We start from the raw sequence: 26,396 nt of genomic DNA, 5'->3' as shown, positions 1-26,396 counted from the left end.
CAATCTGCATTCAGGACAATCGGAACGAACCCCACGCAAGGAAAGCAGCCATGAATGCCGACCCGCAGATGCCCCAGATCCCGCTGCGCGACCGTTTCGTCGCCGGGATGAGCCATGCCGCCTGCACGGTGAATGTCGTGACCACCGACGGGCCGGCGGGCAGGGCGGGCGTCACGGTTTCGGCCATGGCCTCGGTCTCGGCCGATGGCGAGGCGCCGACGCTGCTGATCTGCGTGCATCACCTGAGCCCGGCGGCACCGAAGATCATCGAGAACGGCGTCCTGTGCGTGAACGTGCTGCGCGAGGACCAGTCCTATATCTCGGAAGCCTTCGCCGGCCGCTTCAAGGACGAGCTGGGCGACAAGTTCGAATGCACCGACTGGGTGGTGCTGGCCAATGGCACGCCCCGCGTCGCCGACCCGCTGGTCGCCTTCGAATGCCGGGTGCTGTCGGCCGAGCGGGTGGGCACGCATCACGTCCTGCTTTGCGGCGTCGAGGACACGCATAGCGCGCGGCTCGGCTCGCCGCTGATCTATGCCAACCGCTCCTATGGCTCGTCGCGCCGGATCGAGGCGCCGCGCAGCATGCGGGGCGTGCTGAACGGCGAAGGGATCAAGCTGAAGGTCGGCTGCTTCCACACCTTCGGGCCGTTCCTGATGCCCTCGCTGATCCGGCAGCTGGGCGGGCTCGACATCGGGCTGCTGGAAGGGGACCAGCGCCGGCTGACCGAAAGCCTGGTCTCGGGCGAGACCGAGATCGCGGTGATCTACGACAACGACCTGGACGAGCGTTTCGACTGGCAGGCGCTGAGCGTGCTGAAGCCCTATGTGCTGATGGCCGAGGATCATCCGATGGCCCGGCAGGCCGAGATCCTGCCGACCGAGCTGGCGGCCGAGCCGATGGTGCTTCTGGATGCGCCGCCCTCCAGCGCCTATTTCACCGGCATCCTCGAGGCGCAGGGGGTCGAGCCGCTGATCGCGCATCGCTCGGCCTCGTTCGAGATGGTGCGGGGCATGGTCGCGCATGGGCTGGGCTATACGCTGCTTTGCACCAAGCCCGCATCGAGCATGAGCTATGACGGGCTGCCGCTGGTGGCGCTGCCGCTGGCGGGCGATCATGCGCTGTCGCAGATCGTGCTGGCCTGGCGCAAGGGGCATGCGCTGTCCAGCGCCGCCCAGCGTTTCGCCCAGAAATGCCGCGAGAAATTTGCGCGGGCCTGATGCGTGCGGGCCTGGCGGCCCGCGCCCCCTCGTCAGCCCGCAGGCGCCAGGGTGACGACCAGCGCCCGCCCGCCGTGTTGCAGCGGCCCCGGCCCGCAGATCAGCGTATCCTGACGGGCCAAGTCGTGCAGGCGGCCGCCGGTCCTGGCCTGCTGGGCTTCCAGCGCGAAGAGGACGGTCAGGCCGGTCGCCTCCGCCGCCCCCTTTTCAAGCACCGCGGCATCGGGGATGGTCCAGTCGTTGCGATCGGCCATGACGTTGAAGACCCGGACCGGACCGCCGACCGGCCGCCCCTGGGGCGCCAGGCCGGTGTCGAAGAGGAACGGGGCGAGCGGCGCCAGATGTTCGCGGCGGGCACCGAAATCCAGCACCAGCCCCGCGCCCTCGATCAGCGTGATGACCCGGTCGGCGCCGGCAAAGGCGGAAAAGCCGCCATCCGCCAGGATCGGCGCGCGCGAGATGCGGATCGAAAAGGCGTCGCGGTCGCTGCGGGGCGGCCAGAGCCAGATCTCGTCGGTGGCGCCCGTGCCGTTCTTCCACGGCATGGTGCGATAGGTGCTGGCCGGCAGGTGCAGGGGCAGGTCCATGGGGCTCCTTTTTTTTCGGGCAAGGCGGATCAGTCGTGCCGATCCAGGAATTCGATCCGGCGCGGCAGGCTATCGGGGGACAGGATGCGGCCGTCCGCGTCCAGCCGGACCGGCCCTGCCTGCGCGGACCGCTGGGTTCGGACCAGATAGCGCCCCGCCGGCGGGCGGATCTGGTCGGGTGCAAGCCGGCCGGCATCCAGCACGCCTTCCCACGGGCGGCCGAGGCAGCGCCGTGCCTGCCGCATGTCGCCGGCCAGGATCGCCTGGCGCGCCGCGGTCGAGGAAAAGCCGCCCTGCAACGGCAGCACCGTGACGCCGATGCCGCGCGCGGTGCATTCCTGCGCCAGGGTCCGGGTGGTGCCGGCGCGTTTCGCGCCGAAATGGAAATCCGCGCCGACCACGACATGCGAAACCCCCAGCCGCCGGCACAGCACCTCGTCGATGAACGCGCAGGGCGTCATGCCGGCAAAGGCGCGGTCGAAGACCGGCTCGAACAGGTAGTCCAGCCCGATGCGCCGCGCCGTGCGGTGCTTCTGCTCGGGCAGGGCCAGGCGAAAGGGCGCGGCCTCGGGGCAGAACACCTGGCGAGGATGGGGCTCGACCGACATGACGCCGACCGCGCGGCCATCCGCCGCGATCCGGCGGGCCGAGCGGATCAGGAACTGGTGGCCGCGGTGGAAGCCGTCGAAATTCCCCAGCACGACGACGCCCCGCCGCAGCGCCGATCCCGCCGCGATGCCGCTGCGCAGGATCGCCAGTTCCGGGCGGAACGGATGGGAAGAGGGGATCTGGGTCATGGGCAACTCGTCGTCCTGGCCGTTTGCCCAAGACTAGCGAAGCCGCGACGCCGCAAAAAATCGCCATTCCATTGCCAGCGTCTCAGGATTTCCGATGCAGCGGTGCGCGGGGCGTCACAGAAAGCCGATCCAGCGCCCCACCAGCAGCACCGACAGCCAGATCGCCAGCGAAAGCGCCGCCAGGATGCGCGCCTCCGGGCCGGGCACCCCGGTCTCGACCGCCTGTTGCCAGCCCTTGCCGGCATGTTGCAGGGCGACAACCGCAAGGCCAAGGCCGATCAGCGCGATCTTCCAGCGAAAGGCGGCATTGGCCAGATAGTCGCGGGCCGAGACCGACCACAGCACCGGGCCGGTCGCAAGGGCGAGGGCAAGCCCGACCCCCGCCGCGCGGGACAGAAAGGGCGCCAGCACGCGCAGCGCCCCGCCGCGGACGATCCCGACAAGGCGCAGGTCCAGCGGAACGATCGCGCCCAGCAGCAGCGCGATGCCCAGGATATGCGTGGCGTTCACCACCATGTAGAGATGGCCCGACCGGCGCAGCGCCGCGGCAAGCGCGGTGCCCTCGGCCCAGGCCGCGAGTTCCTGCACGGCTCAGTCCGCCTGGATGCGCTCGGGATACATGTCGTAGTTCTGCCCGTCGATCACGATGCGGACGGCCTTCATATGCGCGCTTTGATCCTGGTTGCGATTGCCGATCACCGTGATCGCATCGCCCGGCTCTGCCGTGTCGGCGGTAAAGCCCGAGCGGGCGGTCTGGTTGGGATTGCCCAGGTCGACCTGCCAGACGGTGCCCTGGGCGTCGCGGACCTGAAGCGTGGGATGGGGCGGGTTCATCGAGACGCTCTCGACGGTTCCCTCGAGCGTCGTCTGTTCCCCCTCGGCCCATGACCAGCCGTGATGCGCCAGCGCGGGCATGGTGCCTAGCGCCAGCGCGGCGGCAAGCATGACGGAGGAAAGGGTGCGGGCTCGGATCTGCATGTCGGACCTCCTTGGGATGTGGGTCGGGACTGCGTCGCGGCGGATGGGGCCGCCCCACCATGATCGGCCAGCCTGCGCCCGTTGGGGCTGACAATCGCGTGAACGCGGCGGTCCTCGGCCCATCCGCCGGCGCAGGGCGGCCGCCGGCGGATGGGTGCCTTCAATAATTGACCGACCGAACGGTTAAATATAACCATGGCGATGCGCCGGAGGAGGCGCTTGCACCCGGAGGAGAATCACATGCTCAGGTCTTCGCTTGGCCGCCTGCTGCTGTCGGCTGGCCTTTCTGCCCTTCTGGCCTGCCCGGCGCTGGCCGACACCAAGGTCGAGATCATCCGCGACAGCTGGGGCGTGCCGCATGTCTATGCCGACGACGTGCATGGGCTTTACGCGGGCTTCGGCTACAGCGTGGCGCAGGATCGGCTGTTCCAGATGGAGATGGCGCGGCGCTCGGTCCTGGGCGAGGTGGCCGAGGTGCTGGGCATCGAGCGGCTGCCCTTCGACATCCAGACCCGCGCCATGTTCGACCATGCCGAGATCCGCCGCCAGATCGAGGCGCTGGCGCCGGAAGAGCGCGACATCCTGCGTGGCTATGCGGCGGGCTTCAACCTGTGGGTGGACCGGGTTCTGGCCGAACCGGCCGGGCTGATGCCCAAGCAGTTCAACGATTTCGGCTTCAAGCCCCGCCGCTGGACCGAATTCGACGTGGCGATGATCTATGTCGGGACCATGGCCGGCCGCTTTTCGGGCTACAGCTCCGAACTGGCCAATGCCAGGACGCTGGCCGAGCTGGAGGCGCAATTCGGCGCCGAACAGGCACGCGCGCTTTTCGACCAGATGTTCTGGGACGAAGACCCGCTGGCCCCGACCACCGTGCCCGAGGGCGAGCAATACCAGCGCAAGGCCGCGCTGACCCCGCCTTCGGCCAGCCGCTTTGCCGCGCTGCTGAACGCGCCGGACCTGCCCGGCGACGATGGGCGTCCGCGCGCCAGCAACCTGTGGATCGCCGGGCCGCAAAAGACCACCGACGGCAGCACCATCCTGATCAACGGGCCGCAATTCGGCAATTTCAACCCGTCCTATGTCTTCAGCATCGGCTTGCATGGCGCCGGGTTCGACCTGACCGGCAACACGCCCTTTGCGGTTCCCAATGTGCTGTTCGGCACCAATGGCACCATCGGCTGGGGCGCCACGGCCGGGCCGCGCGACGTGAACGACTACTACCGGCTGGAGCTGAACCCCGAGAACCCGCGGCAATACCGCGCCGGCGACGGCTGGAAGGAGATGACGGCGCGCCGCGAGACCTTCCGCGTCAAGGGCCAGCCCGAGGTCGAGACCACGGTCTGGGAAAGCGATTACGGCGTGGTCGGCCAGATCGACCCCGAGACGGCGACCGCCTATGCCTTCAACCGCGCCTGGAAGGGGCAGGAGATCTCGACGCTCATGGCCTGGGTGAACTCGACCAAGGCGCAGAATTACCAGGAATGGCTGGACCAGGCGGAAAGGGTCGCGACCACGATCAACTGGTATTACGCCGACCGGGACGGGAATATCGGCTATGTCTCGCCCGGCCATGTCCCGGTCCGCGCTGAAGGCCACGACCAGCGCCTGCCGGCCCGGCCGGGCAAGGACGACTGGCAGGGCCTGCGGCCCTTTGCCGATGCGCCCAAGGCCTATAACCCCAGCCAGGGCTGGATCGCGAACTGGAACAACCGCTCGGGCAAGGGGGACAGCGCGAATTTCGAGGCCACGCCCTGGGGCAGCGCCGACCGGGTGGTCGAGATCACCGCGCGGCTCGACGCCAAGGACAAGCTGACCCCCGAGGAGGTCTGGAACATCAACCGCGAGATCAGCTTCCTCGACATCAACGCCCGCTATTTCCTGCCCTTCATCCTCGATGCGGCCGAGGGCGTCGACCCGCAAAGCCAGCGCGCCGAACTGGTCGAGATCCTGCGCAACTGGGACGGGCAGCAGATCCGGGCCGAGGACGGCCGCGCCATCACCCCGGCGGTGGGGCTGTTCCAGGCTTGGCTGGACGTGATGGTCGAGGACGTGCTGCGCGACGACAGCCCGGCGATCCCGCCGGCGATCCTTTACAACCGCATCTCGCGCGCCGCGCAGATGCTGCACAACGCGCTGCTGGCCGAGCGGGCCGGCGTGCCGCAGACCCATGATTTCTTCAACGGCGCCGACGAGGCCGGCCGCAACGAGATCATCCTCGCCTCGCTCGACAAGGCGGCGGCGCGGCTGGCCGACCGCTTCGGCAGCCAGGAGCCCGCGGACTGGCGCATCGAGATCAAGCAGCATGTGTTCGAGACCAGCAACTACCTGGGCATCCCGCAGGCCGGCGAGGACGAGGTCCGCGCCATCGGCACCGCGATGAACCGCGGCACCGAGAGCAACCGGATCACCTTCCGCGACGGCAGGGCCGAGTTCTGCGCCGTGACCCCTCCGGGCCAGAGCGGGTTCATCAGCCCCTCGGGCGAGGCCTCGCCGCATTACGAGGACCAGCTGGCGCTTTACGAGGGCTTCGACTGCCGCCCGCAGGCGCTGACCCGCGACGAGGTCGAGGCGGCCGCCGTGTCGCGCGAAACCATCGCCGTTCCGCGCTGAGAACCCGCCGGCCATCGCGACAGGTGGCCGGCATCTCCGCGCCCGAGGGGCAAGCCGCGTTGCACATGACCGCTTTCCGGGCTTCTATGGCGGCGGTTGCAGGCAGCGGGGAAACATGCGGCGGGGCGGAATGGCCGAGCGCGGGCTGATCGACGGAATATTGCAGGGAATGGCGCTGCGTTCGGCCGCGTTCATCGTCACCGTCTACGGCGACGTGGTGGTGCCGCGCGGCGGCGTGCTGTGGACCGGCACGCTGATCGAGGTCTGCGAGCGGGTCGGCATCAGCGAATCGCTGGTGCGCACCGCCGTCTCGCGCCTGGTCGCCGCGCATCGGCTGCGCGGCGAGCGGCTGGGGCGGCACAGCTATTACCGGCTGGACGCCTCGGCCCAGCGGGAATTCGACCAGGCGGCGCGGCTGCTCTACAAGGCCGAGGTGCCGGCGCGGGGCTGGCAGATCCTGCACGCCCCGGAGCTGACCGAGGACGAGGCCCGCCACCAGCGCATGGGCCATATGGGCGGGGCGGTCTTCATCCGGCCCGACCGCGGCCAGCCGGTGCTGGAAGGCGCGCTGGTCTTTCACGCCCCGGACCCGCCGGCGCTGGGCCGGATCGGGCAGTTCTGGGATCTCTCGGCGCTGCATCAGCGTTATCTCGACATGCTGGCGCGGTTTGCGCCCCTGGCCGAGGCGGGCGCGGCGCTGTCCGACGAGATGGCGCTGATCGCCCGGCTGCTTTTGGTGCATGACTATCGCGGCGTGCTGCTGCGCGACCCGCGCCTGCCGCAGGCCGCCCTGCCGCCGGACTGGCAGGGGCACGAGGCGCGGGCGCTGTTCCGCCGCCTCTATTGCCAGCTTTCCCCGGCGGCGGAACGCTGGATCGGGGCGCATTTCGAGGGCGCCGACGGCTTCCTGCCCGAGAAAACGCCCCAGAGTGAAGAGCGGCTGGCCGATCTGTGCAGGATAACCGGCTGAATTGAAATTATCTTTTTCGCATGCCGCCAGACATTACACGACGCGCGAAGAATTTTCTTTCTTTGTGATGTTTGGCCATGTATAAACTGACCAATCGGTCGGCGAATTGGAGAATCGCCGGTCTTTCGTCTTGAAAATGGGAGAGAGCATGCAGGACGCCTTCATCTGTGACGCGGTGCGCACGCCGATTGGTCGCTATGGCGGGGCGCTGGCCTCGGTCCGGGCGGACGACCTGGCGGCAGTGCCGCTGAAGGCGCTGATGGAGCGCAACCCCGGCGTGGACTGGGCGGCGGTCGACGACCTGATCTATGGCTGCGCCAACCAGGCGGGCGAGGACAACCGCAACGTGGGCCGCATGGCGGTGCTGCTGGCGGGCATGCCCGTCGCGGTGCCGGGGACCACGGTGAACCGGCTTTGCGGCTCGGGGATGGATGCGGTCGGCATGGCGGCCCGCGCGATCAAGGCGGGCGATTGCGATTTCGTCATCGCCGGCGGCGTCGAAAGCATGACCCGCGCCCCCTTCGTGATGCCCAAGGCGGAAAGCGCCTTTTCCCGCGCCAATGCGGTCTATGACACCACCATCGGCTGGCGCTTCGTCAACCCGGCGATGAAGGCGCGGTTCGGCATCGACTCGATGCCGCAGACCGCCGACAACGTCGCCGCCGATTTCGCCGTCAGCCGCGCCGACCAGGACGCCTTTGCCGCGCGCAGCCAGGCCCGCTGGGAAGCGGCGCAGCAGGCCGGCGTCTTTGCCGACGAGATCGTGCCCGTCACCATCCCGCAGAAAAAGGGCGAGCCGGTGGTCTTCGACACCGACGAGCATCCGCGCCCCGGCACCACGGCCGAGACGCTGGCCCGGCTCAAGGGCGTGAACGGCCCCGATCTGTCGGTGACGGCGGGCAATGCCTCGGGCGTGAACGACGGCGCCGCGGCGCTGGCGATCCTGTCCGGCGAGGCGGCGGAACGGCACGGCCTGACGCCCAAGGCGCGCATCGTCGCCATGGCGGCGGCGGGGGTCGAGCCGCGCATCATGGGCATCGGCCCGGCGCCGGCGGCGAAAAAGGTGCTGGCGCGCGCGGGACTGACCATCGACCAGATGGATGTGATAGAATTGAACGAGGCCTTCGCCAGCCAGGCGCTGGCGACCCTGCGCGACCTTGGCCTGCCCGACCACGCCGCCCATGTGAACCCCAACGGCGGCGCCATCGCGCTTGGCCACCCGCTGGGCATGTCGGGGGCCCGGCTTGTGACGACGGCGATGTATCAGCTGCATCGCACCGGCGGGCGCTATGCGCTTTGCACCATGTGCATCGGCGTGGGGCAAGGCATCGCGCTGATCCTCGAACGCGTTTGACCCAGGGAGAAGTTTGCCATGTATGCCCAGCTTGTGAAGTCCGAAGGGATGAAAGCCCGCGAGGAGATGACCCCCCAGGAGATCGCCTTCCAGGAGCGCATCGACCGCGGCGAGAAGATCGAGCCCAAGGAATGGATGCCCGAGGGTTATCGCAAGACGCTGGTCCGCCAGATCGGCCAGCACGCCCATAGCGAGATCGTCGGCCAGCTGCCCGAGGGCAACTGGATCACCCGCGCGCCCACGCTGGAGCGCAAGGCGATCCTCTTGGCCAAGGTGCAGGACGAGGCCGGGCACGGGCTCTATCTCTACTCGGCGGCCGAGACGCTGGGCGTCTCGCGCGACGAACTGATGGAGCTCTTGCACGCCGGCAAGATGAAATATTCCTCGATCTTCAACTATCCGACGCTGACCTGGGCCGACATGGGCGCGGTGGGCTGGCTGGTCGATGGCGCGGCGATCATGAACCAGGTGCCGCTGCAACGCACCTCCTACGGTCCCTATTCCCGCGCCATGATCCGCATCTGCAAGGAGGAAAGCTTCCACCAGCGCCAGGGCTATGCGGTGATGATGAAGCTGGCCCAGGGCACGCCCGCGCAGAAGCGCATGGCGCAGGACGCGCTGAACCGCTTCTGGTATCCGGCGCTGATGATGTTCGGCCCCTCGGACAAGGATTCGGTGCATTCGGCGCAGTCGATGGCCTGGAAGATCAAGATCAACACCAATGACGAGCTGCGGCAGAAATTCGTCGACCAGACCGTGCCGCAGGCGGAATACCTGGGCCTGACCGTCCCCGACCCGGACCTGAAATGGAACGAGGAAAAGGGCGGCTACGATTTCAGCGAGCCGGACTGGTCGGAATTCTTCGACGTGATCGCCGGCAACGGGCCCTGCAACAAGGACCGGCTGGGCGCCCGCGTCAAGGCCTGGGAGGACGGCGCCTGGTTCCGCGAGGGGCTGATGGCGCATGCCGAGAAGGCTGCAGCCCGCCGCGCGCAAGCCGCCGAGTAAGCCCGCAATCGCCAGGAACGGCGCCGCCGGACAACCGGGTCCGGGGCGCAACCAAGTTTAGGGAGAGAGAACCATGTCCAAGGAATGGCCGCTCTGGGAAGTCTTCATCCGGGGCCAGCACGGGCTGAACCACCGCCATGTCGGCAGCCTGCACGCGCCCGACGCCGAAATGGCGATCATGAACGCCCGCGACGTCTATACCCGCCGCAACGAGGGCGTGTCGATCTGGGTGGTGCCCTCGGCGCAGATCACCGCGTCGAGCCCCTCGGAAAAGGGGCCGCTGTTCGAGCCCTCGAACGCCAAGGTCTATCGCCACCCGACCTTTTTCGACATTCCCGAAGAAGTGGGGCATATGTGATGCCGTCGCTGCCCGACATGACCACGCCCCAGGTGGCGGAACTGGCCCGGCATCAGGCCGAGGCCCATCCGGCCCATCCGACCGTGCCCCAGCCCGACGAGGGCCAGGAGGCGTTCTTCGAGACGCTGCTGCGCATCGGCGACAGCGCCCTGGTCCTGGGCCATCGCGTGTCCGAATGGTGCGGCCATTCGCCGGCGCTCGAGGAAGACATCGCGCTGGCCAACGTGGCGCTGGACCTGATCGGCCAGACCCAGCTGTGGCTGGGGCTTGCCGGCGAGGTCGAGGGGCAGGGCCGCTCGGCCGACGACCTGGCCTATCTGCGCGACGCCTGGGATTTTCGCAACCTGCTGATCTGCGAGCGTCCGAACGGCGATTTCGGCCATACGCTGATGCGGCAGTTCCTGTTCGACGCTTGGCACCATGAACTGCTGAAGGGGCTGGCGGCATCCTCGGACCCGCGCGTGGCCGAGATCGCGGCCAAGGCCGGCAAGGAAGTGGCCTATCACCTGGAACGCTCGTCCGACCTGGTGGTGCGGCTGGGCGACGGGACCGAGGAAAGCCACCGCCGGATGCAGCAGGCGCTGGACGCGCTCTGGCCCTATGCCGGCGAGATGTTCCTGGGCGACGACAAGGATGCCCAGATGGCCGCGCGCGGCATCGCCCCCGATCCGGCCAGCCTGCGCGCCGGCTGGGACGCCACGCTGCGCCACGTGCTGGGCGAGGCGACCTTGCAGATCCCCGAAAGCGACTTTGCGCACAAGGGCGGCAAGCAGGGCATCCACACGGAACATCTGGGCTATATCCTGGCCGAGATGCAGTTCCTGCAACGCGCCTATCCCGGCGCCAGCTGGTAAAGCCCATGGCCGCTGCGACCCATCCCAGCGTCGAGCAGGTCTGGGGCTGGCTGTCCGAGGTGCCCGACCCGGAGATCCCGGTGATCAGCCTGACCGACCTGGGCATCATCCGCGGCGTCGAATGGCAGGGCGACACGCTGGTCGTCAGGGTCACGCCGACCTATTCCGGCTGCCCCGCGACCAGCATCATCAACCTGGACATCGAGACCGCGCTGCGCAGCCACGGCATCGACAAGCTGCGGCTGGAACGCCAGCTGACCCCGCCCTGGACCACCGACTGGATCACCCAGGCGGGCCGCGAAAAGCTGCACGCCTATGGCATCGCCCCGCCCATCGACGGCACGGCGGCTGACGGGGTTCTGGCGGGGCGCATCGCCCGCATGAGCGGCGCGAACCTGACCATCGCCTGCCCGCGCTGCGGCTCGACCAATACCGAAAAGATCAGCCAGTTCGGCTCGACCCCCTGCAAGGCGAATTATCGCTGCAAGGACTGTCTGGAACCCTTCGACTATTTCAAATGCCTGTAAGAAGGCGCCCCGCTTCAGGAAGGATACCCCCATGGCACGCTTCCATCCGCTGAAGGTCACCGATGTGCGTCGCGAGACGCGCGACGCGGTGGTCGTCACCCTGGCCCCCCGCGACGAGGACCGCGCGCTGTTCGACTTCACCCAGGGCCAATACCTGACCTTCCGCCGCGACTTCGACGGCGAGGAGCTGCGCCGGTCCTATTCGATCTGCGCCGGCAAGGACGAAGGCACCCTGCGCGTGGGCATCAAGCGCGTCGACGGCGGCGCCTTCAGCACCTGGGCCAACGAGAACCTGGCGCCCGGCGACGAGATCGAGGCGATGCCGCCGATGGGCAAGTTCTTCACCCCGATCGAGCCCGAGGCGGAAAAGCAGTATCTGGGCTTTGCCGCCGGCTCGGGCATCACCCCGGTCCTGTCGATCATCAAGACCGTGCTGGCGCGCGAGCCGCGGGCGCAGTTCACGCTGGTCTATGCCAACCGCCAGATCAACACCATCATGTTCCGCGAGGAGCTGGAGGATCTGAAGAACCTCTATCTCGGCCGCTTCTCGGTCATCCATGTGCTGGAGCAGGAGGGGCAGGAGATCGACCTGTTCACCGGCCGCATCGACGAGGGCAAGATGACGGCGCTGTTCCAGCATTGGCTGGACGCCGAGGCGGTCGACACCGCCTTCATCTGCGGCCCCGAGTCGATGATGCTGACCGTGGCGGCGTCCCTGCGCGGCCACGGGCTGCGCGACGAGCAGATCAAGTTCGAGCTGTTCGCCTCCAGCCAGCCGGGCCGCGCCAAGGCCCGCCCCGTCTCGGCCCAGGCGGCCGGCGCGGGCGAGGGCGTGGCCGCCACGGTGACGCTGGACGGCGCCACCCGCGCCTTCCAGATGCCGCGCGAGGGCGAGACGATCCTGGAGGCCGCCCTGGCCAACAACATGGACGCGCCCTATTCCTGCAAGGCGGGCGTCTGCTCGACCTGCCGCTGCAAGGTGCTGGAGGGCGAGGTCGAGATGGCGGTGAACCACGCGCTGGAAGATTACGAGGTCCGCGCCGGCTATGTGCTGAGCTGCCAGGCCTATCCGGTCAGCGACCGCGTGGTCGTCACCTATGACGAATGATCCGGGCGCAGGAGGGGAACCCATGTCCGATACCATGAATATCGAGGACTACCTGGCGCAGGGCGGCGTGCTGACCGCGCCCGGCAACGTGCCCGCCCGCTATCGCGGCGAGCTTTTGCGGCTGATGTCGTCCTTCGTGGACAGCGAACTGGCCGCCTCGGCCGGCTTCGCCGATGCGATCAACCTCGCCCCCGGCATCAAGGAGCGTATCGCCGCCAGCCGCATCACGCTGGAAAAGGCCGACCATGCCGGGCGCGTGCTGCGGGTGATGGCCGAGTTCGGCACCGATGCCGCCCGCTACCAGACCAGCCACGACTGGGCCGCCCGCGTCCCGCGCGACGCCGATCTGGGCACCGCGCGCCGGCCCGGCGACATGCGGCTGTCGGTGTTGCACTATCCGATCGCCGGCTGGACCGATGCGGTGGTGATGAACGTGCTCCAGGGGCTGGCGACCGGGGTGCAGATGACCGAGCTGACCCGCGTCTCCTACGGCCCGCTGGCCGAGGTCTTTCGCGAGATCGCCCCGCGCGAGGCCCGCCATGCCGAGCTGGGCCTGGAGGGGCTGGAGCAGATCGCCCAGACCGAGACCGGGCGCGAGGAAGCCCGCGCCGCCATCGCCTATTGGCAGCCGCGCGTCGCGGCGGGCTTCGGCCTGACCCATTCGGCGCGCTATGACACGCTGGCGCGCTTCGGCCTGCGCCACAGCCCGAACGAGGCGCTGCTGGGGCGCTGGGAGGCGCTGGTGTCGGAACATCTGGCCGCGCTTGGCCTCTGAACCGGCGCTTGCGGCCGCTCTCCCCGACGGGCGCGGCCTTGCCGCCCGAGCAAAACGAAGACTGACCAAGGAAACGCCAATGACCACTCCGCGCCGTCTTGAAAGCTATGTCTGCGGGTGCTGGACCCCCGGCAGCCAGCCCGGCCAGACCCTGCTGGACGCCGCCACCGGCGAGCCGGTGGCCGTGATCGATTCGACCGGCATCGACTTTGCCGCCGCGCTGGCCCATGGCCGCGAGGCGGCGGGGCCAAGGCTGCGCGCCATGTCGTTTCACGAACGCGCCGGCATGCTCAAGGCCCTGGGCCTGGCGCTGATGGCGCAGAAAGAGGAATTCTACGCCGAAAGCCTGCATACCGGCGCCACCCGCACCGACGGCTGGGTGGACATCGAGGGCGGCATCGGCACCATGCTGACCTTTGCCTCCAAGGCGCGGCGCGAATTGCCCAATGCCCGCGTGCTGACCGATGGCGATGTCGAGCCGCTGTCCAAGGACGGCAGTTTCAGCGCCCAGCATATCCTGACGCCGCTGCATGGCGTGGCGGTGCATATCAACGCCTTCAACTTCCCGATCTGGGGCATGCTGGAAAAGATCGCGCCGACGCTGCTGGCCGGGATGCCCTGCCTGGTCAAGCCCGCCAGCCAGACCGCCTATCTGACCGAGCTGATGGTGCGCCGCATCGTCGAGACCGGCATCCTGCCCGAAGGCGCGCTGCAACTGATCTGCGGCTCGGTCGGCGATCTGCTGGACCACGTGACCGAACAGGATGCCGTGACCTTCACCGGCTCGGCCTGGACCGGGCGCAAGCTCAAGACCCATCCGGCGGTGATCGCCAATTCCGTGCGCTTCACCATGGAGGCGGACAGCCTGAATGCCGCCATTCTCGGCCCCGACGCGGTGGCGGGCACGCCCGAGTTCGACCTGTTCGTGCGCGAGGTCGCGCGCGAGATGACGGTCAAGGCCGGGCAGAAATGCACCGCCATCCGCCGCGTCATCGCGCCCCGCGCCCAGGTCGACGCCCTGATCGCCGCGCTGGACGAGCGGCTGGGCAAGACCGCCGTCGGCCTGCCGGGCGACGAGGGGGTGCGCATGGGGCCGCTGGCCAGCCTGGACCAGCGCGAAGAGGTGCGCGAGCGCATCCGCGACCTGCAGGCGGCGGCCGAGATCGTCGCCGGCGATCCCGATGCGGTGCGCGTGACCTCGGGCGACGCGGCCAGGGGCGCCTTCCTGAACCCGGTGCTGATGTATGCCGCCAAGCCCTTCGCGGCCGGGGCGGTGCATGAGGTCGAGGCTTTCGGCCCCGTCTCGACGGTCATGCCCTATGACGACCTGGACGAGGCGGTGGCCCTGGCGCGGATGGGCCGCGGCTCGCTGGTCACATCGGTCTTTACCGACGATCCGAAGGTTGCCGAGGAGCTGGTGCTGGGCGCCGCGCCCTGGCACGGCCGGGTGCTGATCGGCAACCGCGCCTCGGCCAAGTCCTCGACCGGGCATGGCTCGCCCCTGGCGCCGCTGGTCCATGGCGGCCCCGGCCGCGCCGGCGGCGGCGAAGAGATGGGCGGCATCCGCGGCGTCAAGCATTACATGCAGCGCACCGCCGTGCAGGGCGCGCCGCGGCTGCTGTCGGCCGTCACCGGGCGCTGGATCCCCGGTGCCGACGTGCGGCAGGGCGAGCATCCCTTCCGCAAGTCGCTGGCCGAGCTGCGCATCGGCGACCAGCTCGTCACGGCGACCCGCACCGTCACCCGCGAGGATGTCGAGCATTTCGCCCATTTCACCGGCGACACCTTCTATGCCCATATGGACGAGGCGGCGGCCAAGGCGAACCCGTTCTTCGACGACCGCGTGGCGCATGGCTATCTGATCGCCAGCTTTGCCGCGGGTCTTTTCGTCGAGCCGAACCCCGGCCCGGTCCTGGCCAATTACGGCGTGGACAACCTGCGCTTCCTGACCCCGGTCTATTTCGGCGACACGCTGCAAGTGCGGCTGACCTGCAAGGAGATCAACCCGCGCGAGAACGCCGGCCATGGCGAGGTGCGCTGGGATTGCCAGGTGACGAACCAGAAGGGCGAGGTCGTGGCGCAATACGACGTGCTGACCATGGTGGCCAAGGAATGGCCGCTGGCCCAGGCGGCGGCGCAATAGGGCCGTCGTCGGGCTTGCGTCGCCGGATGCGCGAACGGACCGGCGGGACGGTGGGCGCCTGCGCCCCGCCGGTCGTCGGGCGGGACCGCCCCGCCCGATGCCTCAGCCTTGCGCGGGCAGCAGGCTGCGCGCGATCGAGGCGTCCAGCGCCTCGAAGGCGTTGAGCCCGATCGCCTCGTAAAGCTCGGCCCTGGTCTGCATCTCGGGCAGCATGGCCGTCGTCGCGCCGTCGCGGGCCAGCGCGGCGTAAAGCCGCTCTTGCGCCTTGTTGGCCACGCGCAGCGACGAGACCGGCCAGATCACCATGTCATAGCCAAGCTCCTGGAACTCCTGCGCGGTCAACGCGGGGGTGCGGCCGAACTCGGTCATGTTGGCCAGCAGCTTCACGCCGGGCAGGCGGGCGCGGACTTCGCGGAACATCTCGACCGAGGTCAGCGCCTCGGGAAAGATCGCGTCCGCCCCGGCCTCGACGTAAAGCTTGGCGCGGGCCACGGCGCCTTCGATGCCCTCGGCCGCGGCCGCATCGGTGCGGGCGATGACGAACAGATGCCGCCGCGCGCGGGCCGCCGCCGCCACCTTGGCCGCCATGTCCTGCGCCGGGGCCAGCTTCTTGTCGTTCAGGTGGCCGCATTTCTTGGGCAGCAGCTGGTCCTCCAGATGCACGGCCGCGGCGCCCGCATCCTCGAAGCTGCGCACCATGTGCATGACGTTCAGCGCCTCGCCATAGCCGGTGTCGCCGTCGACCAGCAGCGGCAACCCGCTGGCCCGCGCGATCTGGCGGATGAAGAAGCAGACCTCGTCCACGGTGATGATGCCCAGGTCGGGCAGGCCCATCGAGGCGGTCATGGCGGCGCCGGAGAGGTAGAGCGCCTGAAACCCCGCCGCGCGGGCCTGAAGCGCGGCCATGCCGTTATGCGCGCCGGGCAGGCGCAGGATGCCGGGACGGGCCAGGGCTGCGCGGAACCGCGCGCCGGCCGGCGCCTCGGGCAGGTCGGAGCCGATCAGATAGGGCATCACTCGGCCTCCAGGGACAACAGCCCGCCGCGCTGGTCGATGGGCAGGAAGCGGCGGTTTTCCGGGCCGATGTAATGGGCCGAGGGGCGGATGATCTTGTTGTCCTGGCGCTGCTCGACCACATGCGCGCCCCAGCCGGCGGTGCGGGCGATGACGAAGATCGGCGTGAACATCGCGGTCGGCACGCCCAGCAGGTGATAGGAGACGGCCGAATACCAGTCGAGGTTCGGGAACATCCCCTTGGCGTCCAGCATGACGTCCTCGATCCGCTCGGCCACGGCGAACATGCGGGTCGCGCCCTTGTCCTCGGACAACCGGCGGGCGACGCGCTTGATGACCACGTTGCGCGGGTCCGAGACGGTATAGACCGGATGTCCGAAGCCGATGACGACCTCGCGCGCCGCGACGCGGGCGCGGATGTCGGCCTCGGCCTCGTCGGGGGTGGCGTAGCGCTTCTGGATCTCGAAGGCGACCTCGTTGGCGCCGCCGTGCTTGGGCCCGCGCAGCGCGCCGATGGCGCCGGCGATGGCGGAATAGACGTCGGCGCCGGTGCCGGCGATGGTGCGCGCGGTGAAGGTCGAGGCGTTGAACTCGTGCTCGGCGTAAAGGATCAGCGTGGTGTGCATGGCGCGGATCTCGGCCTCGGTCGCGGGACGGCCGTGCAGCAGGTGCAGGAAATGCCCGGCGATGCCGTCGTCCTCGGTCTCGACCTCGATGCGGCGGCCATGCTGGGCGTGGTGATACCAGTAAAGCAGCATCGAGCCCTGCACCGCGATCAGCCGGTCGGCGATGTCGCGGGCGCCGGGGATGTTGTGGTCATGCGCCTCGGGCAGCACGCAGCCCATGGCCGAGACGCCCGAGCGCAGCACGTCCATCGGATGCGCCGCGGCCGGGATCGCCTCGAGCGTCTGGCGCACCGCCAGCGGCAGGCCGCGCAAGCTGCGCAGCTTGGCCTTGTAGGCGGCCAGTTCCGCGGCCGAGGGCAGGGTGCCGTGGATCAGCAGATGCGCAATCTCCTCGAACTCGCAGGCTTCGGCGATGTCGAGGATGTCGAAGCCGCGATAATGCAGGTCATTGCCGCTTTGGCCGACGCTGCACAGCGCGGTGTTGCCGGCGACGACCCCCGAAAGGGCTACCGACTTCTTGGGTTTCCTGGCGGAACCGCTCATCGTGATCTCCTTATTTCCAGTCGAATATGCCATGGGGCGCGGCCTCGCCCAGGCGCGCGGGCGAGACGGTGAAGTTCAGCTCTCCCAGTCGCCCGGCGGGCAGGTCGGGCAGGCCTTGCACCGCGTCGAGGAAGCGGTGCTGCTCGGCGGTGGCGATGATGCCGTCCGACAGGGTCAGGAACTTCTGGATATAATTTTCCCGCACGAAGGGGCGGGCGCCGTCGGGATGGGCGTCGGCCAGCGCCAGTTCGTCCTCGATCACCCGGCCGTCCCTGAGCGTGACCACGACGCGGCCGCCGAACGCCTTTTCCCTGGGGTCGCGGGCGTGATAGCGCCGGGTCCATTCGGGGTCTTCGACGGTGGTGATCTTGTGCCACAGCGCCACGGTCTCGGGGCGCTGCGCGCGCTGCGGGGCATAGGAGCGTTCGTGGTGCCAGCCGCCATCCTCCAGCGCCACGGCAAAGATATACATGATGGAATGGTCCAGCGTCTCGCGGCTGGCCTTGGGGTCCAGCTTCTGCGGGTCGTTGGCGCCGGTGCCGATGACATGATGCGTATGGTGGCTGGTGTGGATCACGATGCCGTCCACCTGCGACAGGTCGCCGATCTGCGGCCCCAACCGGCGGGCAAGGTCGATCAGCGCCTGGCTTTGATATTCCGCCGAATGCTCCTTGGTGTAGGTGTCGAGGATGGCGCGCTTGGCCTCGCCCTGGCCCGGCAGCGGCACCTGGTAGCGGGCCTCGGGGCCGGAAAGCAGCCAGGCGATGAAGCCGTCCTCGCCCTCCCATGCCGGGCTGGGGGCGCCTTCGCCGCGCATCACTCGGTCCACCGCCTCGATCGCCATCTTGCCGGCGAAGGCGGGGGCATAGGCCTTCCAGCTGGAAATCTCGCCCTTGCGGCTTTGCCGGGTGGTGGTGGTGACGTGCAGCGCCTGCTGCACCGCCTGGTAGATGGTCTGCGCGGGCAGGTTCAGAGCCGTGCCGATGCCGGCGGCGGCCGAGGGCCCCAGATGGGCGATATGGTCGATCTTGTGCTCGTGCAGGCAGATGCCGCGCACCAGGTTCACCTGGATCTCGTAGCCGGTGGCGATGCCGCGGATCAGGTCGCGCCCCGAGCGGACGCAATGCTGCGCCACGGCCAGGATGGGCGGGATGTTGTCGCCGGGGTGGGAATAGTCGGCGGCCAGGAAGGTGTCGTGGAAATCCAGCTCGCGCACCGCGGTGCCATTGGCCCAGGCCGCCCATTCCGGGCTGACGCGGGTGGCGTCGGTCATGCCGAAGACCGTGGCGCCGCGCTGGAACGGATGGCACAGCGCCTGCGCCCTGGCCGAGGCCACCGGGCGCCGCGCAAGCGAGGCCGCCGCCACCGCAGCATTGTCGATGATGCGGTTCACGATCATCTCGGTCACGGCCGGCTCCACCGCCACCGGGTCGGCCGCCACCTCGGCGATCTTCCAGGCCAGCTGCTGTTCGCGCGGCAGGTGTTCGGCGGATTTCCAGGTCCGCAGGTCATGGGTGATCATGGGTCAGTCCTTCGCTGGTGATGTTCTGGGCGATGGGCAGCGGGCGGCCATGCGCATCCACCGCCACCATTTCGAAGCGGCCCGAGAGCGCCTGCCTTTCGGCCGCGCCCGTCGTCGCCTGGGCCAGGCCAAGCACCTCGACGGTCATCGCGCTGCGGCCGGTGCGGATGACGCGGGCGGTCAGGTTCAGGATCTCGCCCACGCGGATCGGGGTGGTGAAATCCACCCGCTCCGAGCGCGCCATGACGACCGAGCCGCCGGCGTGGCGGGTGGCGGCGATGAAGGCCGCCTTGGCCATCAGGGCCAGCGCATTGCCGCCGAACAGCGTGCCGTAATGGTTCGCGGCATCGGGAAAGATCATCTCGACCATGCGGGTCTCTGTGCCCATCGTTCCTGCCTTCGCAAAATTGGCAAAGCCATCTATCCACAAGGCGTATCGCCGGTTAAACTACTGAAAAAGCGTTGATCTGCGAAGGCTGCCCCTGCAAATTGCGAAGGTTGCGAAGATGACGAAAAGCTACATGGGCGTCCGGTTGCGCCGCTTGCGCGAGGAACGCGGCATGACCCAGGCGGCCCTGGCGCGGGCGCTGGGGATTTCGCCCAGCTATCTCAACCAGATCGAGCAGAACCAGCGCCCGCTGACCGTGCCGGTGCTACTCAGGCTGAACGGCGCCTTCGGCCTCGACGTGCAGCTGTTCTCGGATGCCGAGGAGGCGCGGCTGATCACCGACCTGCGCGCGGCGCTGGCCGACCAGGGCGCGCCGGCGGCGACGGCGGAGTTGCGGGAACTGGCTTCGAACATGCCCGGCATCGCGCGGGCCATCATCGCCATGCAGGCCCGGCTGCGCGAGACCGCCGAGCGTGCCGACCTGCTGGCGGGGCGGCTGACCGAGCCGCAGGCCGCCGCCACCCCCGCCGCCTTCGAGGCGGTGCGCGACTGGTTCTATGACCGCCGCAACCATGTCCCGGACCTGGAGACCCCGGCCGAGGCCATCGGCTCGGCGCTGCCGCCGGGGCGGATGGTGGCGGGGCTGATCGACCGGCTGGCCGGGCGGCACGGCATCCGCATCGCGCTGGACGCAGGCAGCCTGCGCCGCTTTGACGCCGGCGCGCGCATCTTGCACCTGGCGCCGCACCTGACCGAGGGGCAGCAGGCCTTCCAGATCGCCACGCAGCTGGCCTTCCTGGAGCAGGGCGAAACCATCGCCCGGCTTGCGGGCGATCCGGGGTTGGCCCCCGACGCGCAGGCGCTGCTGCGGATCGGGCTGGCGAATTACTTCGCGGGCGCGCTGGTCCTGCCCTATGGCGCCTTCCTGCGCGAGGCCGAGGCCGTGGCCTATGACATCGACCTGATCGCGCGCCGCTTCGGCGTGGGGTTCGAGACCACCTGCCACCGCCTGTCCACCCTGCAACGACCCGAGGCGCGCGGCGTGCCGTTCTTTTTCATCCGCGTGGACCGGGCCGGGAACATCTCGAAACGGCAATCGGCGACGGATTTCCATTTTTCGCGCATCGGCGGCTCCTGCCCGCTGTGGAACGTCTACGAGGCGTTTTCCCGGCCGGGAGAGATCGTGCGCCAGATCGCGCAGATGCCGGACGGGCGCAGCTACCTGTGGATCGCGCGCATGGTGAGCCATGGCCAGGGCGGCTTCGGCGCCCCGGTCAAGACCTTCGCCGTGGCGCTTGGCTGCGACCTGGCCCATGCCGACCGGCTGGTCTATGCGCGCGGGCTGGATCTGAAGAACCCCGCGCTTGCGACCCGGATCGGCCCCGGCTGCAAGGTGTGCGAGCGCCCCGCCTGCCCGCAGCGCGCCTTTCCCATGGTCGGCCGCCCGCTGGCCGTCAGCACCGCCGAGGCCCGTTTCGCCCCCTATTCCAGCGGCGGCTGAGGCCGCGGCCCGGCGCGGCGGGCCAGGTCCAGGAAGCCGGCGATGTAGTCGGTGGCCTCCTCGCCGCGCCGGGTGCCCAGGTGGATCGACTTTTCCAGCCCGGCGCCGATGCGCAGGCCGCGGACCGGCAGGCCCGCGCCCTCTTCGCGCAGGAACCAGTCCGGCACGGCGCTGACGCCGCGGCCGGCCGCGACCAGTTGCAGCATCATCTCGGTCGTCTCGACGCTGCGGTGCTGGCGCGGCAGGCAATTTCCGGGCACCAGGAAGCGGGTGAAGATGTCCAGCCGCGTCGGCTCGACCGGATAGGTTATCAGCACCTCGGGCACCAGGTCGCCGGGCTCGACATGGTCGCGGCCGGCCAGCGGATGGTCCTGCGCCACCGCCAGCACCAGCTGATAGTCGAAGACCGCGGCATAGGCGATGCCCGGCAGCGCCAGCGGGTCGGGGGTGATCAGCAGGTCGATCTCGTGCCCGGGCAGCGCCGCGATGCCGCCAAAGCGAAAGGCGCTGCGCAGGTCCAGGTCCACGTCCGGCCAGGCCGCCAGATAGGGCGCGACCACCCGCGTCCTCTCGCGCCGCCATGCGACGCGCATCCACGACCCGGCGGTCAAGGCGCGCCCGGCGCCGATGACGGTGGCCTGGGCGGCCCATGCGCAGTCGCTGACCGACCGGCCGCTGAAGGGCATGCTGACCGGGCCGGTCACGGTCCTGCAATGGTCCTTTGTCCGCGACGACCAGCCCCGCGCGCGGACCTGCCGGCAGATCGCGCTGGCGATTCGCGACGAGGTGGCCGACCTGGAAGCCGCCGGGATCAAGGCGATCCAGATCGACGAGCCGGCGCTGCGCGAGGGCCTGCCGCTGCGCCGCGCCGAACGGGACGCTTATCTGCAATAGGCGGTCGAGGCGTTCCGGCTGTCGGCCAGCACGGTCGCGGACGAGACCCGGATCCACACCCATATGTGCTATTCCGAGTTCAACGACATCATGCCCGCCATCGCCGCGATGGATGCCGACGTGATCTCGATCGAGACCTCGCGCTCGGACATGGAGCTGCTGGGCGCTTTCGGCGATTTCGACTATCCGAACGAGATCGGCCCCGGCGTCTGGGACATCCACTCGCCCCGCGTGCCGCCCGAGGCCGAGATGATCACCCTGCTGCGCAAGGCGGCCAGCGTGATCCCGGCCGAGCGGCTCTGGGTCAATCCCGATTGCGGGCTGAAGACCCGCGGCTGGCCCGAGACCGAGGCGGCGCTGAAGAACCTGGTCGCGGCGGCAGGGGCGCTGCGCAAGGGCGATCTGGCGCCCCTGCCGGTCGAGGCGAGGGGGCGGTCCCAGCCGGCCGGCTGCGGCTGCTCTGCCGCGCAGGGCTGAGACTGCCCCGACTTCTTCCCCGTGGCGGCGTTTTCGGGGACAATCGCGGCTCTCCGGTGGGCAGGCCGGCGGTCACTGTCCCGGCCCCGGCTTGCGGCCCGAAACGGCGAAGCGGTGCTGGCCAAGCGCCGCAAGCCGTGCGCGGGACCAGAGGGGCCAGCGGCGGCTGTGCATCGCCCGCAGGTTCTCGTGCCGCAGATCGGTGAAGCCCGCCCCGCCGATCAGATCGGCGGCGTCCCGCGCCCGCAGACCGGCGCCAAAGGGCAGCTGCGCCATGATCCGCCCATGGTCGCGCCATTGCGCCGGCGTCACCAGGCTGTGGCTGTCCTGCATCCTGCCGAGCAGCCGGTCGAGCCGGGGCAGGGCGCGCTCGATCAGGCTTTGGCGGGCATGGTCCCCGTCGATGACCAGAAGCCGCCCGCCGGGCTTCAGGATGCGGAACCAGTCGCCAAGCGCGGCCTGCGGCGCGGGCAGGGTCCACAGCAGGTTGCGCGCGATGATCACGTCGTAGCGGTTGTCCGGCTCCAGCGTATTCTCGGCATCGGCGGCGATGAAGCCGAGGCGGGCGCCGGCCTCTTGCGCCTTGCGGCGCGCGCGCTCGAGCATCGGGCCGGCGAAGTCGAGCCCGGTGACGGCAAGGCCCGCCTGCCGCATCAGCAGCGACATGGCGCCGGTGCCGCAGCCCAGGTCCAGCGCAAGGCGGCCTTCGCCGGGGCCGAGGTGGCGCCGGATCAGCGCCAGCCAGGCGGCGGCCTCGCGCGCGGCCATCAGGCCGTGGCCGGGGCTTTGGTCATAGGTCTCGGCCCGGTGGCTCCAATAGTCGCGGATGTCGTCCTTGACCGAACGGTTCCGCATGGTCCCGGCCGCGGCTCAGTCCGCTTTCCGCCGCTCGAGGATTTCCAGCATCCTCTGGCGAACGGCTTCGGGCAGGTCGTCGGGCAGGTCGGCCTTGGTCGCGGGCCTGTCGCCGACCTGGATCAGCATCGCCATGCCCATGGTGTAATGGGGCGAGCATTTGATGCCCCAGATGCCCTCGGCGTCCAGCGTGACCTCGATTTCCTCGTTGATCTTGCCGATGAATTTCTCGCCACCCTCGGGGATCATGCCGGCGATGGTGGCGGCGTTGTGGCCGGGGTCGGTGGCAAGGAAGCGGACTGTGTCGCCGGGCCGGACCACCAGGTAGTCCGGCTCGAACGGCATCGGGCCGGTGTCGTTGCGGTTGAGCATCCTGACCTCATGCAGTTCGGCCAGGGCGGCGGCGGGCAGCAGGCAGGCAAGAAGCGCGGCGCGAAGCAGCATGGGATGTCCTTTCAGGCAAGGCGTTGGAAGGCGAAGACCGGCCGGCCTCCGCGGGGATGGGGGATGATCTCGGCCTCGACCGCGAAGATCTCGCGGATCAGCGCCGGGGTCAGGATTTCCATCGGCGGCCCCAGCGCCACGCAGCGGCCCGCGCGCAGCACCATGACCCGGTCGCAGCGCAAGGCGTGATGCAGGTCGTGCAGCGCGATGACGGTGGTGACGGAAAGCCGCGCGACCAGGTCGAGGATGGCGATCTGGTGATGGATGTCCAGGTGATTGGTCGGCTCGTCCAGGAGCAGGATGCGCGGCGCCTGGGCATGGGCGCGCGCGATATGGACGCGCTGGCGCTCGCCCCCCGAAAGCGAGGCCCAGTCGCGTCCCGCCATATGCGCCATGTCCACGGCGTCGAGGGCCGCCGCGACGGCGTCGTCGTCCTGGGCACCCCATGGCCGCAGCGGGCCAAGCCAGGGCGTGCGGCCCAGCTCGACCGCGTCGCGCACCGTGATCCGCTCGGCCGTCTCGGCCGATTGCGCGACCAGCGCCAGCCGCCGCGCGATCTGCCGTCGCCCCAGCCGGGCCATGGGCCGGCCCTCCAGCCGGATCTCGCCGCGGTTGGGGCGCAGCAGGCCCGCCATCAGCCCCATCAGCGTCGACTTGCCCGATCCGTTCGGCCCGATCAGGCCCAGGGTCTCGCCCGGATGCAGGCGCAGGCTGATGTCGGACAGGATCTCGCGGCCGCGCACGGCATGGCTGGCGCCGACGGCTTCCAGGATGGGCGTCATCGCTGCCGGCCCCGGATCATGACCACGGCAAAGGCGGGCGCGCCGACCAGTGCGGTGATGACGCCGATGGGCAGCACCTGGCCGGGAATGACGATGCGCGAGACGACGTCGGACAGCACCAGGAACACCGCCCCCGCCAGCGCCGTCGCCGGGACCAGCCTGGCATGGCGCGGCCCGACGAGGATGCGCATCGCATGCGGCACCACCAGCCCGACGAAGCCGATGGCCCCGGCGATCGAGACCATGATCGCCGTCGCCAGCGAGGCCGTGCCGATCAGCAGCGCCTGCGTGCGCCGCAGGTCGATGCCAAGCGACGCGGCGCTTTCCGCCCCGAAGGCGAAGGCGTCGAGCGCGCGCGCATGCCACAGCCCCACCCCCAGCGCCAGCGCCGCCATCGGCACCGCGACCCAGCTGTCCGGCCAGCGCACGCCCGACAGGTTGCCCAGCAGCCAGAACATGATGCCGCGCGCCTGCTCGGCGCTGGCCGATTGCGCGATGATCAGCGCGGTCAGCGCATTGAACATCTGCGAGCCGGCGATGCCCGCCAGGATGATGACCCCGGCGCCGCGCATCCCGGTTCCGCCGCCGGCGGCGCGCGCCAGCGCCGCGACCAGCGCGAAGGCGGTCAGCGCCCCGGCAAAGGCGCCCGCCGACATGCTGAGCAGCCCTGCGCCGATCCCCGCCACCGCGACCGTGACCGCCCCGGTCGAGGCCCCGGCCGAAATCCCCAGCAGATAGGGCTCGGCCAGGGGGTTGCGCAGCAGCGCCTGCAGGATCAGCCCCGACAGCGCCAGGCCTGCGCCGCCGCAGGCCGCGACCACCGCCCGCGACAGCCGGTAATGCCAGATCACGCTGGCGTCGATCGGGTCGAGCGCGGCCGAGCCAAGCCCGGCCTTGACCGCCAGCACCTCGATGACGGTGGCCAGCGGAATGCGCGTCTCGCCCACCGCCGTGCCGAAGAGCAGCGCCGCGACCAGCACGGCGGGGGCCAGCCACAGCCAGCCCCGATTGCGCCCCGTGCTGCGGGTCGCGGCGCGCACCCTCATTGCAGGTCGAACCCGGCCAGCGAGTCCGCCAGCGATTCCAGCGCGTAGATCGCGCGCACCGAGGGGTCCATCGCATTGGCCGGCATGGTCAGGATGCGGTCGTTCTTCACCGCCTCCATCTCGCTTGTCACCGGGTCCGAGGTCAGGAAATCGCGCTTGACGGCGATGTCGTCGGCGGGAAAGCGGCGGCGGTTCATCTCGGCCGCGACGATGAAGGTCGGGCCGGCCTTGGCGATGGTTTCCCAGCCGACGGTCGGCCATTCCTCGGGCGAGGCGACGACGTTCTGCACCCCCAGCTTGGACAGCATCCAGCCCGGCACGCCATTGGCGCCCGCGACATAGGGGTCGATCTCGATCTCGGCCGAGGAATACCAGAACAGGCCCGACACGCCCTCGGGCAGGTCCAGCGCCTGCGCCCGCTCGACCGCCGCCGCCTCGCGCGCCTTCAGGTCGGCGATCACCTCGGTCCCGCGCTCCGATACGTCGAAGATCGCCGCCAGTTCCTCGATGCCCTGGTAAAGCAGCGCGGTGTCGAACAGGACCGAGCGCGCGCCGTCCATGCTTTGCGTATTGTCCTTGCCGACGCATTCGGTCGGCATGATCCAGCTGGGGATCTGCGCGTCGTCGAACATCTCGCGCGTGCCGACCGCGCCCTGCGGGCCGATCATCCATTCATAGGCCGTGACCACCAGCCCAGGCTTCTTGGCCAGCACGCTTTCGAAGCTGGGGGCGTTGTCGGCCAGCCGCTCGACCCTGGCGTCCGCCTCGGCGAATTCGGGCAGGACCGGGTTGATCCACAGCGCCGTGCCCGCCACCTTGTCGGCCAGCCCAAGCATATACAGGATCTCGGTCGTGCTTTGCCCGACGCTGACGACGCTTTCGGGCGCCTTGTCGAAAGTGACCTCGTGGCCGCAGCTGGTCAGGGTCAGCGGGTATTCGGTGCCCGCCAGCGCCATCGGCGCCAGGGTGGACGTGGCGATGATCGCCGTGGTGAGCCTCAGCATGATGTTTC

The 26,396-nt window shown here is 69.5% G+C and carries 26 protein-coding genes and 1 pseudogene; 13 read left to right on the top strand and 14 right to left on the bottom strand.

Annotation, left to right across the window (positions count from 1 at the left end; genetic code table 11):
- The first annotated feature begins 50 nt into the window (after nucleotides 1–50).
- Entirely contained in the window at nucleotides 51–1,220 is a 1,170-nt protein-coding gene (locus KF941_RS24260) for a LysR substrate-binding domain-containing protein (RefSeq protein ID WP_214274815.1), read from the top strand.
- Between the two features lie 32 nt (nucleotides 1,221–1,252).
- Here the strand turns inward: KF941_RS24260 and KF941_RS24255 are convergent, their stop codons facing one another.
- The 4 genes from KF941_RS24255 to KF941_RS24240 form a co-directional block, all read right to left on the bottom strand.
- Complete coding sequence (locus KF941_RS24255; protein WP_214274814.1) at nucleotides 1,253–1,807, bottom strand: HutD family protein; 555 nt, start codon at nucleotides 1,805–1,807, stop codon at nucleotides 1,253–1,255.
- A 29-nt stretch (nucleotides 1,808–1,836) separates the two neighbouring features.
- Nucleotides 1,837–2,604, bottom strand: coding sequence for an adenylyltransferase/cytidyltransferase family protein (locus KF941_RS24250; RefSeq protein WP_214274813.1), 768 nt, complete (start codon nucleotides 2,602–2,604; stop codon nucleotides 1,837–1,839).
- A 114-nt stretch (nucleotides 2,605–2,718) separates the two neighbouring features.
- Complete coding sequence (locus KF941_RS24245; protein WP_214274812.1) at nucleotides 2,719–3,192, bottom strand: DUF6644 family protein; 474 nt, start codon at nucleotides 3,190–3,192, stop codon at nucleotides 2,719–2,721.
- Nucleotides 3,193–3,195: 3 nt separating this feature from the next.
- Nucleotides 3,196–3,582, bottom strand: coding sequence for a DUF6152 family protein (locus tag KF941_RS24240; RefSeq protein WP_214274811.1), 387 nt, complete (start codon nucleotides 3,580–3,582; stop codon nucleotides 3,196–3,198).
- A 240-nt stretch (nucleotides 3,583–3,822) separates the two neighbouring features.
- Between KF941_RS24240 and KF941_RS24235 the strand changes: the two genes are divergently transcribed.
- The 10 genes from KF941_RS24235 (at nucleotide 3,823) to paaZ (ending at nucleotide 15,292) form a co-directional block, all read left to right on the top strand.
- Nucleotides 3,823–6,195, top strand: coding sequence for a penicillin acylase family protein (locus KF941_RS24235; protein ID WP_214274810.1), 2,373 nt, complete (start codon nucleotides 3,823–3,825; stop codon nucleotides 6,193–6,195).
- 115 nt (nucleotides 6,196–6,310) lie between these two features.
- Complete coding sequence (locus KF941_RS24230; protein ID WP_214274809.1) at nucleotides 6,311–7,165, top strand: PaaX family transcriptional regulator C-terminal domain-containing protein; 855 nt, start codon at nucleotides 6,311–6,313, stop codon at nucleotides 7,163–7,165.
- 148 nt (nucleotides 7,166–7,313) lie between these two features.
- On the top strand, nucleotides 7,314–8,519 hold the full coding sequence (gene pcaF / locus KF941_RS24225) for a 3-oxoadipyl-CoA thiolase (protein ID WP_214274808.1): 1,206 nt from the start codon (nucleotides 7,314–7,316) through the stop codon (nucleotides 8,517–8,519).
- 18 nt (nucleotides 8,520–8,537) lie between these two features.
- Nucleotides 8,538–9,527, top strand: a complete 990-nt coding sequence (gene paaA, locus KF941_RS24220) for a 1,2-phenylacetyl-CoA epoxidase subunit PaaA (protein WP_072461247.1) — start codon at nucleotides 8,538–8,540, stop codon at nucleotides 9,525–9,527.
- A 73-nt stretch (nucleotides 9,528–9,600) separates the two neighbouring features.
- Nucleotides 9,601–9,885: a 1,2-phenylacetyl-CoA epoxidase subunit PaaB gene (gene paaB / locus KF941_RS24215; RefSeq protein ID WP_011751029.1), complete on the top strand. Its 285-nt coding sequence runs from the start codon at nucleotides 9,601–9,603 to the stop codon at nucleotides 9,883–9,885.
- Entirely contained in the window at nucleotides 9,885–10,739 is an 855-nt protein-coding gene (paaC, locus tag KF941_RS24210; protein ID WP_181180968.1) for a 1,2-phenylacetyl-CoA epoxidase subunit PaaC, read from the top strand. The genes paaB and paaC overlap by 1 nt, the downstream gene beginning before the upstream one ends.
- Before the next feature lie 5 nt (nucleotides 10,740–10,744).
- Entirely contained in the window at nucleotides 10,745–11,266 is a 522-nt protein-coding gene (gene paaD, locus KF941_RS24205) for a 1,2-phenylacetyl-CoA epoxidase subunit PaaD (protein WP_214274807.1), read from the top strand.
- A 31-nt stretch (nucleotides 11,267–11,297) separates the two neighbouring features.
- Entirely contained in the window at nucleotides 11,298–12,374 is a 1,077-nt protein-coding gene (gene paaE / locus KF941_RS24200) for a 1,2-phenylacetyl-CoA epoxidase subunit PaaE (protein ID WP_214274806.1), read from the top strand.
- Nucleotides 12,375–12,396: 22 nt separating this feature from the next.
- Nucleotides 12,397–13,149 (top strand): Phenylacetic acid catabolic protein, encoded by a 753-nt coding sequence (locus KF941_RS24195; RefSeq protein ID WP_072461249.1) that lies wholly within the window; start codon nucleotides 12,397–12,399, stop codon nucleotides 13,147–13,149.
- A 79-nt stretch (nucleotides 13,150–13,228) separates the two neighbouring features.
- Nucleotides 13,229–15,292 (top strand): phenylacetic acid degradation bifunctional protein PaaZ, encoded by a 2,064-nt coding sequence (gene paaZ, locus KF941_RS24190; protein ID WP_214274805.1) that lies wholly within the window; start codon nucleotides 13,229–13,231, stop codon nucleotides 15,290–15,292.
- A gap of 102 nt (nucleotides 15,293–15,394) precedes the next feature.
- Here the strand turns inward: paaZ and prpB are convergent, their stop codons facing one another.
- From prpB to KF941_RS24170, 4 genes are read right to left on the bottom strand one after another with little or no spacing between them, the layout of a single operon-like run.
- Nucleotides 15,395–16,306 (bottom strand): methylisocitrate lyase, encoded by a 912-nt coding sequence (prpB, locus tag KF941_RS24185; RefSeq protein ID WP_214274804.1) that lies wholly within the window; start codon nucleotides 16,304–16,306, stop codon nucleotides 15,395–15,397.
- Nucleotides 16,306–17,475, bottom strand: a complete 1,170-nt coding sequence (gene prpC, locus KF941_RS24180) for a 2-methylcitrate synthase (protein ID WP_072461252.1) — start codon at nucleotides 17,473–17,475, stop codon at nucleotides 16,306–16,308. The genes prpB and prpC overlap by 1 nt, the downstream gene beginning before the upstream one ends.
- Nucleotides 17,476–17,485: 10 nt before the next feature.
- Entirely contained in the window at nucleotides 17,486–18,997 is a 1,512-nt protein-coding gene (locus tag KF941_RS24175; RefSeq protein ID WP_214274803.1) for an MmgE/PrpD family protein, read from the bottom strand.
- The gene (locus tag KF941_RS24170) at nucleotides 18,984–19,385 is read right to left on the bottom strand and encodes an acyl-CoA thioesterase (RefSeq protein ID WP_214274802.1); all 402 of its coding nucleotides are present in this window, start codon (nucleotides 19,383–19,385) and stop codon (nucleotides 18,984–18,986) included. The genes KF941_RS24175 and KF941_RS24170 overlap by 14 nt, the downstream gene beginning before the upstream one ends.
- Before the next feature lie 118 nt (nucleotides 19,386–19,503).
- Here KF941_RS24170 and KF941_RS24165 point away from each other — a divergent pair, with 118 nt between their 5' ends.
- On the top strand, nucleotides 19,504–20,886 hold the full coding sequence (locus tag KF941_RS24165; protein ID WP_214274801.1) for a short-chain fatty acyl-CoA regulator family protein: 1,383 nt from the start codon (nucleotides 19,504–19,506) through the stop codon (nucleotides 20,884–20,886).
- Here KF941_RS24165 and KF941_RS24160 read toward each other — a convergent pair.
- Nucleotides 20,868–21,479 (bottom strand): LysR substrate-binding domain-containing protein, encoded by a 612-nt coding sequence (locus KF941_RS24160; protein ID WP_214274800.1) that lies wholly within the window; start codon nucleotides 21,477–21,479, stop codon nucleotides 20,868–20,870. The genes KF941_RS24165 and KF941_RS24160 overlap by 19 nt on opposite strands.
- Between KF941_RS24160 and KF941_RS24155 the strand changes: the two are divergent.
- A pseudogene (locus KF941_RS24155) lies at nucleotides 21,478–22,257 on the top strand (hypothetical protein). The gene KF941_RS24160 and the pseudogene KF941_RS24155 sit on opposite strands and share 2 nt — an antisense overlap.
- A 72-nt stretch (nucleotides 22,258–22,329) precedes the next feature.
- Here the strand turns inward: KF941_RS24155 and KF941_RS24150 are convergent.
- The 5 genes from KF941_RS24150 to KF941_RS24130 are packed head-to-tail and all read right to left on the bottom strand — an operon-like array spanning nucleotide 22,330 to nucleotide 26,388.
- Nucleotides 22,330–23,112: a methyltransferase domain-containing protein gene (locus KF941_RS24150; RefSeq protein WP_214274799.1), complete on the bottom strand. Its 783-nt coding sequence runs from the start codon at nucleotides 23,110–23,112 to the stop codon at nucleotides 22,330–22,332.
- A 15-nt stretch (nucleotides 23,113–23,127) separates the two neighbouring features.
- Nucleotides 23,128–23,556, bottom strand: a complete 429-nt coding sequence (locus KF941_RS24145; RefSeq protein WP_214274798.1) for a pseudoazurin — start codon at nucleotides 23,554–23,556, stop codon at nucleotides 23,128–23,130.
- Nucleotides 23,557–23,567: 11 nt separating this feature from the next.
- Complete coding sequence (locus KF941_RS24140; protein WP_214274797.1) at nucleotides 23,568–24,338, bottom strand: ABC transporter ATP-binding protein; 771 nt, start codon at nucleotides 24,336–24,338, stop codon at nucleotides 23,568–23,570.
- Complete coding sequence (locus tag KF941_RS24135; protein ID WP_214274796.1) at nucleotides 24,335–25,384, bottom strand: iron ABC transporter permease; 1,050 nt, start codon at nucleotides 25,382–25,384, stop codon at nucleotides 24,335–24,337. Before KF941_RS24135 ends, KF941_RS24140 begins: the two co-directional genes overlap by 4 nt.
- Entirely contained in the window at nucleotides 25,381–26,388 is a 1,008-nt protein-coding gene (locus KF941_RS24130) for an ABC transporter substrate-binding protein (RefSeq protein ID WP_214274795.1), read from the bottom strand. The genes KF941_RS24135 and KF941_RS24130 overlap by 4 nt, the downstream gene beginning before the upstream one ends.
- Nucleotides 26,389–26,396: the final 8 nt, after the last annotated feature.

Origin of the sequence: Paracoccus sp. pheM1 (assembly GCF_018499825.1) — a bacterium.
GTDB classification, from domain to species: Bacteria; Pseudomonadota; Alphaproteobacteria; order Rhodobacterales; family Rhodobacteraceae; genus Paracoccus; species Paracoccus versutus.
The sequence above is the reverse complement of the archived record's forward strand: the minus strand, read 5'-3'. Positions and strand labels throughout refer to the sequence as shown.

Coding starts and splice junctions, on each gene's coding strand:
- KF941_RS24135 (WP_214274796.1), bottom strand. CDS start 25,384: ATGAGGGTGCGCGCCGCGACCCGCAGCACGGGGCGCAATCGGGGCTGG.
- paaD (WP_214274807.1), top strand. CDS start 10,745: ATGGCCGCTGCGACCCATCCCAGCGTCGAGCAGGTCTGGGGCTGGCTG.
- paaZ (WP_214274805.1), top strand. CDS start 13,229: ATGACCACTCCGCGCCGTCTTGAAAGCTATGTCTGCGGGTGCTGGACC.
- KF941_RS24150 (WP_214274799.1), bottom strand. CDS start 23,112: ATGCGGAACCGTTCGGTCAAGGACGACATCCGCGACTATTGGAGCCAC.
- KF941_RS24235 (WP_214274810.1), top strand. CDS start 3,823: ATGCTCAGGTCTTCGCTTGGCCGCCTGCTGCTGTCGGCTGGCCTTTCT.
- KF941_RS24130 (WP_214274795.1), bottom strand. CDS start 26,388: ATGCTGAGGCTCACCACGGCGATCATCGCCACGTCCACCCTGGCGCCG.
- KF941_RS24255 (WP_214274814.1), bottom strand. CDS start 1,807: ATGGACCTGCCCCTGCACCTGCCGGCCAGCACCTATCGCACCATGCCG.
- KF941_RS24260 (WP_214274815.1), top strand. CDS start 51: ATGAATGCCGACCCGCAGATGCCCCAGATCCCGCTGCGCGACCGTTTC.
- paaA (WP_072461247.1), top strand. CDS start 8,538: ATGTATGCCCAGCTTGTGAAGTCCGAAGGGATGAAAGCCCGCGAGGAG.
- KF941_RS24170 (WP_214274802.1), bottom strand. CDS start 19,385: ATGGGCACAGAGACCCGCATGGTCGAGATGATCTTTCCCGATGCCGCG.
- prpC (WP_072461252.1), bottom strand. CDS start 17,475: ATGAGCGGTTCCGCCAGGAAACCCAAGAAGTCGGTAGCCCTTTCGGGG.
- prpB (WP_214274804.1), bottom strand. CDS start 16,306: ATGCCCTATCTGATCGGCTCCGACCTGCCCGAGGCGCCGGCCGGCGCG.
- KF941_RS24195 (WP_072461249.1), top strand. CDS start 12,397: ATGTCCGATACCATGAATATCGAGGACTACCTGGCGCAGGGCGGCGTG.
- paaC (WP_181180968.1), top strand. CDS start 9,885: ATGCCGTCGCTGCCCGACATGACCACGCCCCAGGTGGCGGAACTGGCC.
- KF941_RS24165 (WP_214274801.1), top strand. CDS start 19,504: ATGACGAAAAGCTACATGGGCGTCCGGTTGCGCCGCTTGCGCGAGGAA.
- paaE (WP_214274806.1), top strand. CDS start 11,298: ATGGCACGCTTCCATCCGCTGAAGGTCACCGATGTGCGTCGCGAGACG.
- KF941_RS24175 (WP_214274803.1), bottom strand. CDS start 18,997: ATGATCACCCATGACCTGCGGACCTGGAAATCCGCCGAACACCTGCCG.
- paaB (WP_011751029.1), top strand. CDS start 9,601: ATGTCCAAGGAATGGCCGCTCTGGGAAGTCTTCATCCGGGGCCAGCAC.
- KF941_RS24140 (WP_214274797.1), bottom strand. CDS start 24,338: ATGACGCCCATCCTGGAAGCCGTCGGCGCCAGCCATGCCGTGCGCGGC.
- pcaF (WP_214274808.1), top strand. CDS start 7,314: ATGCAGGACGCCTTCATCTGTGACGCGGTGCGCACGCCGATTGGTCGC.
- KF941_RS24240 (WP_214274811.1), bottom strand. CDS start 3,582: ATGCAGATCCGAGCCCGCACCCTTTCCTCCGTCATGCTTGCCGCCGCG.
- KF941_RS24230 (WP_214274809.1), top strand. CDS start 6,311: ATGCGGCGGGGCGGAATGGCCGAGCGCGGGCTGATCGACGGAATATTG.
- KF941_RS24250 (WP_214274813.1), bottom strand. CDS start 2,604: ATGACCCAGATCCCCTCTTCCCATCCGTTCCGCCCGGAACTGGCGATC.
- KF941_RS24145 (WP_214274798.1), bottom strand. CDS start 23,556: ATGCTGCTTCGCGCCGCGCTTCTTGCCTGCCTGCTGCCCGCCGCCGCC.
- KF941_RS24160 (WP_214274800.1), bottom strand. CDS start 21,479: ATGCGCGTCGCATGGCGGCGCGAGAGGACGCGGGTGGTCGCGCCCTAT.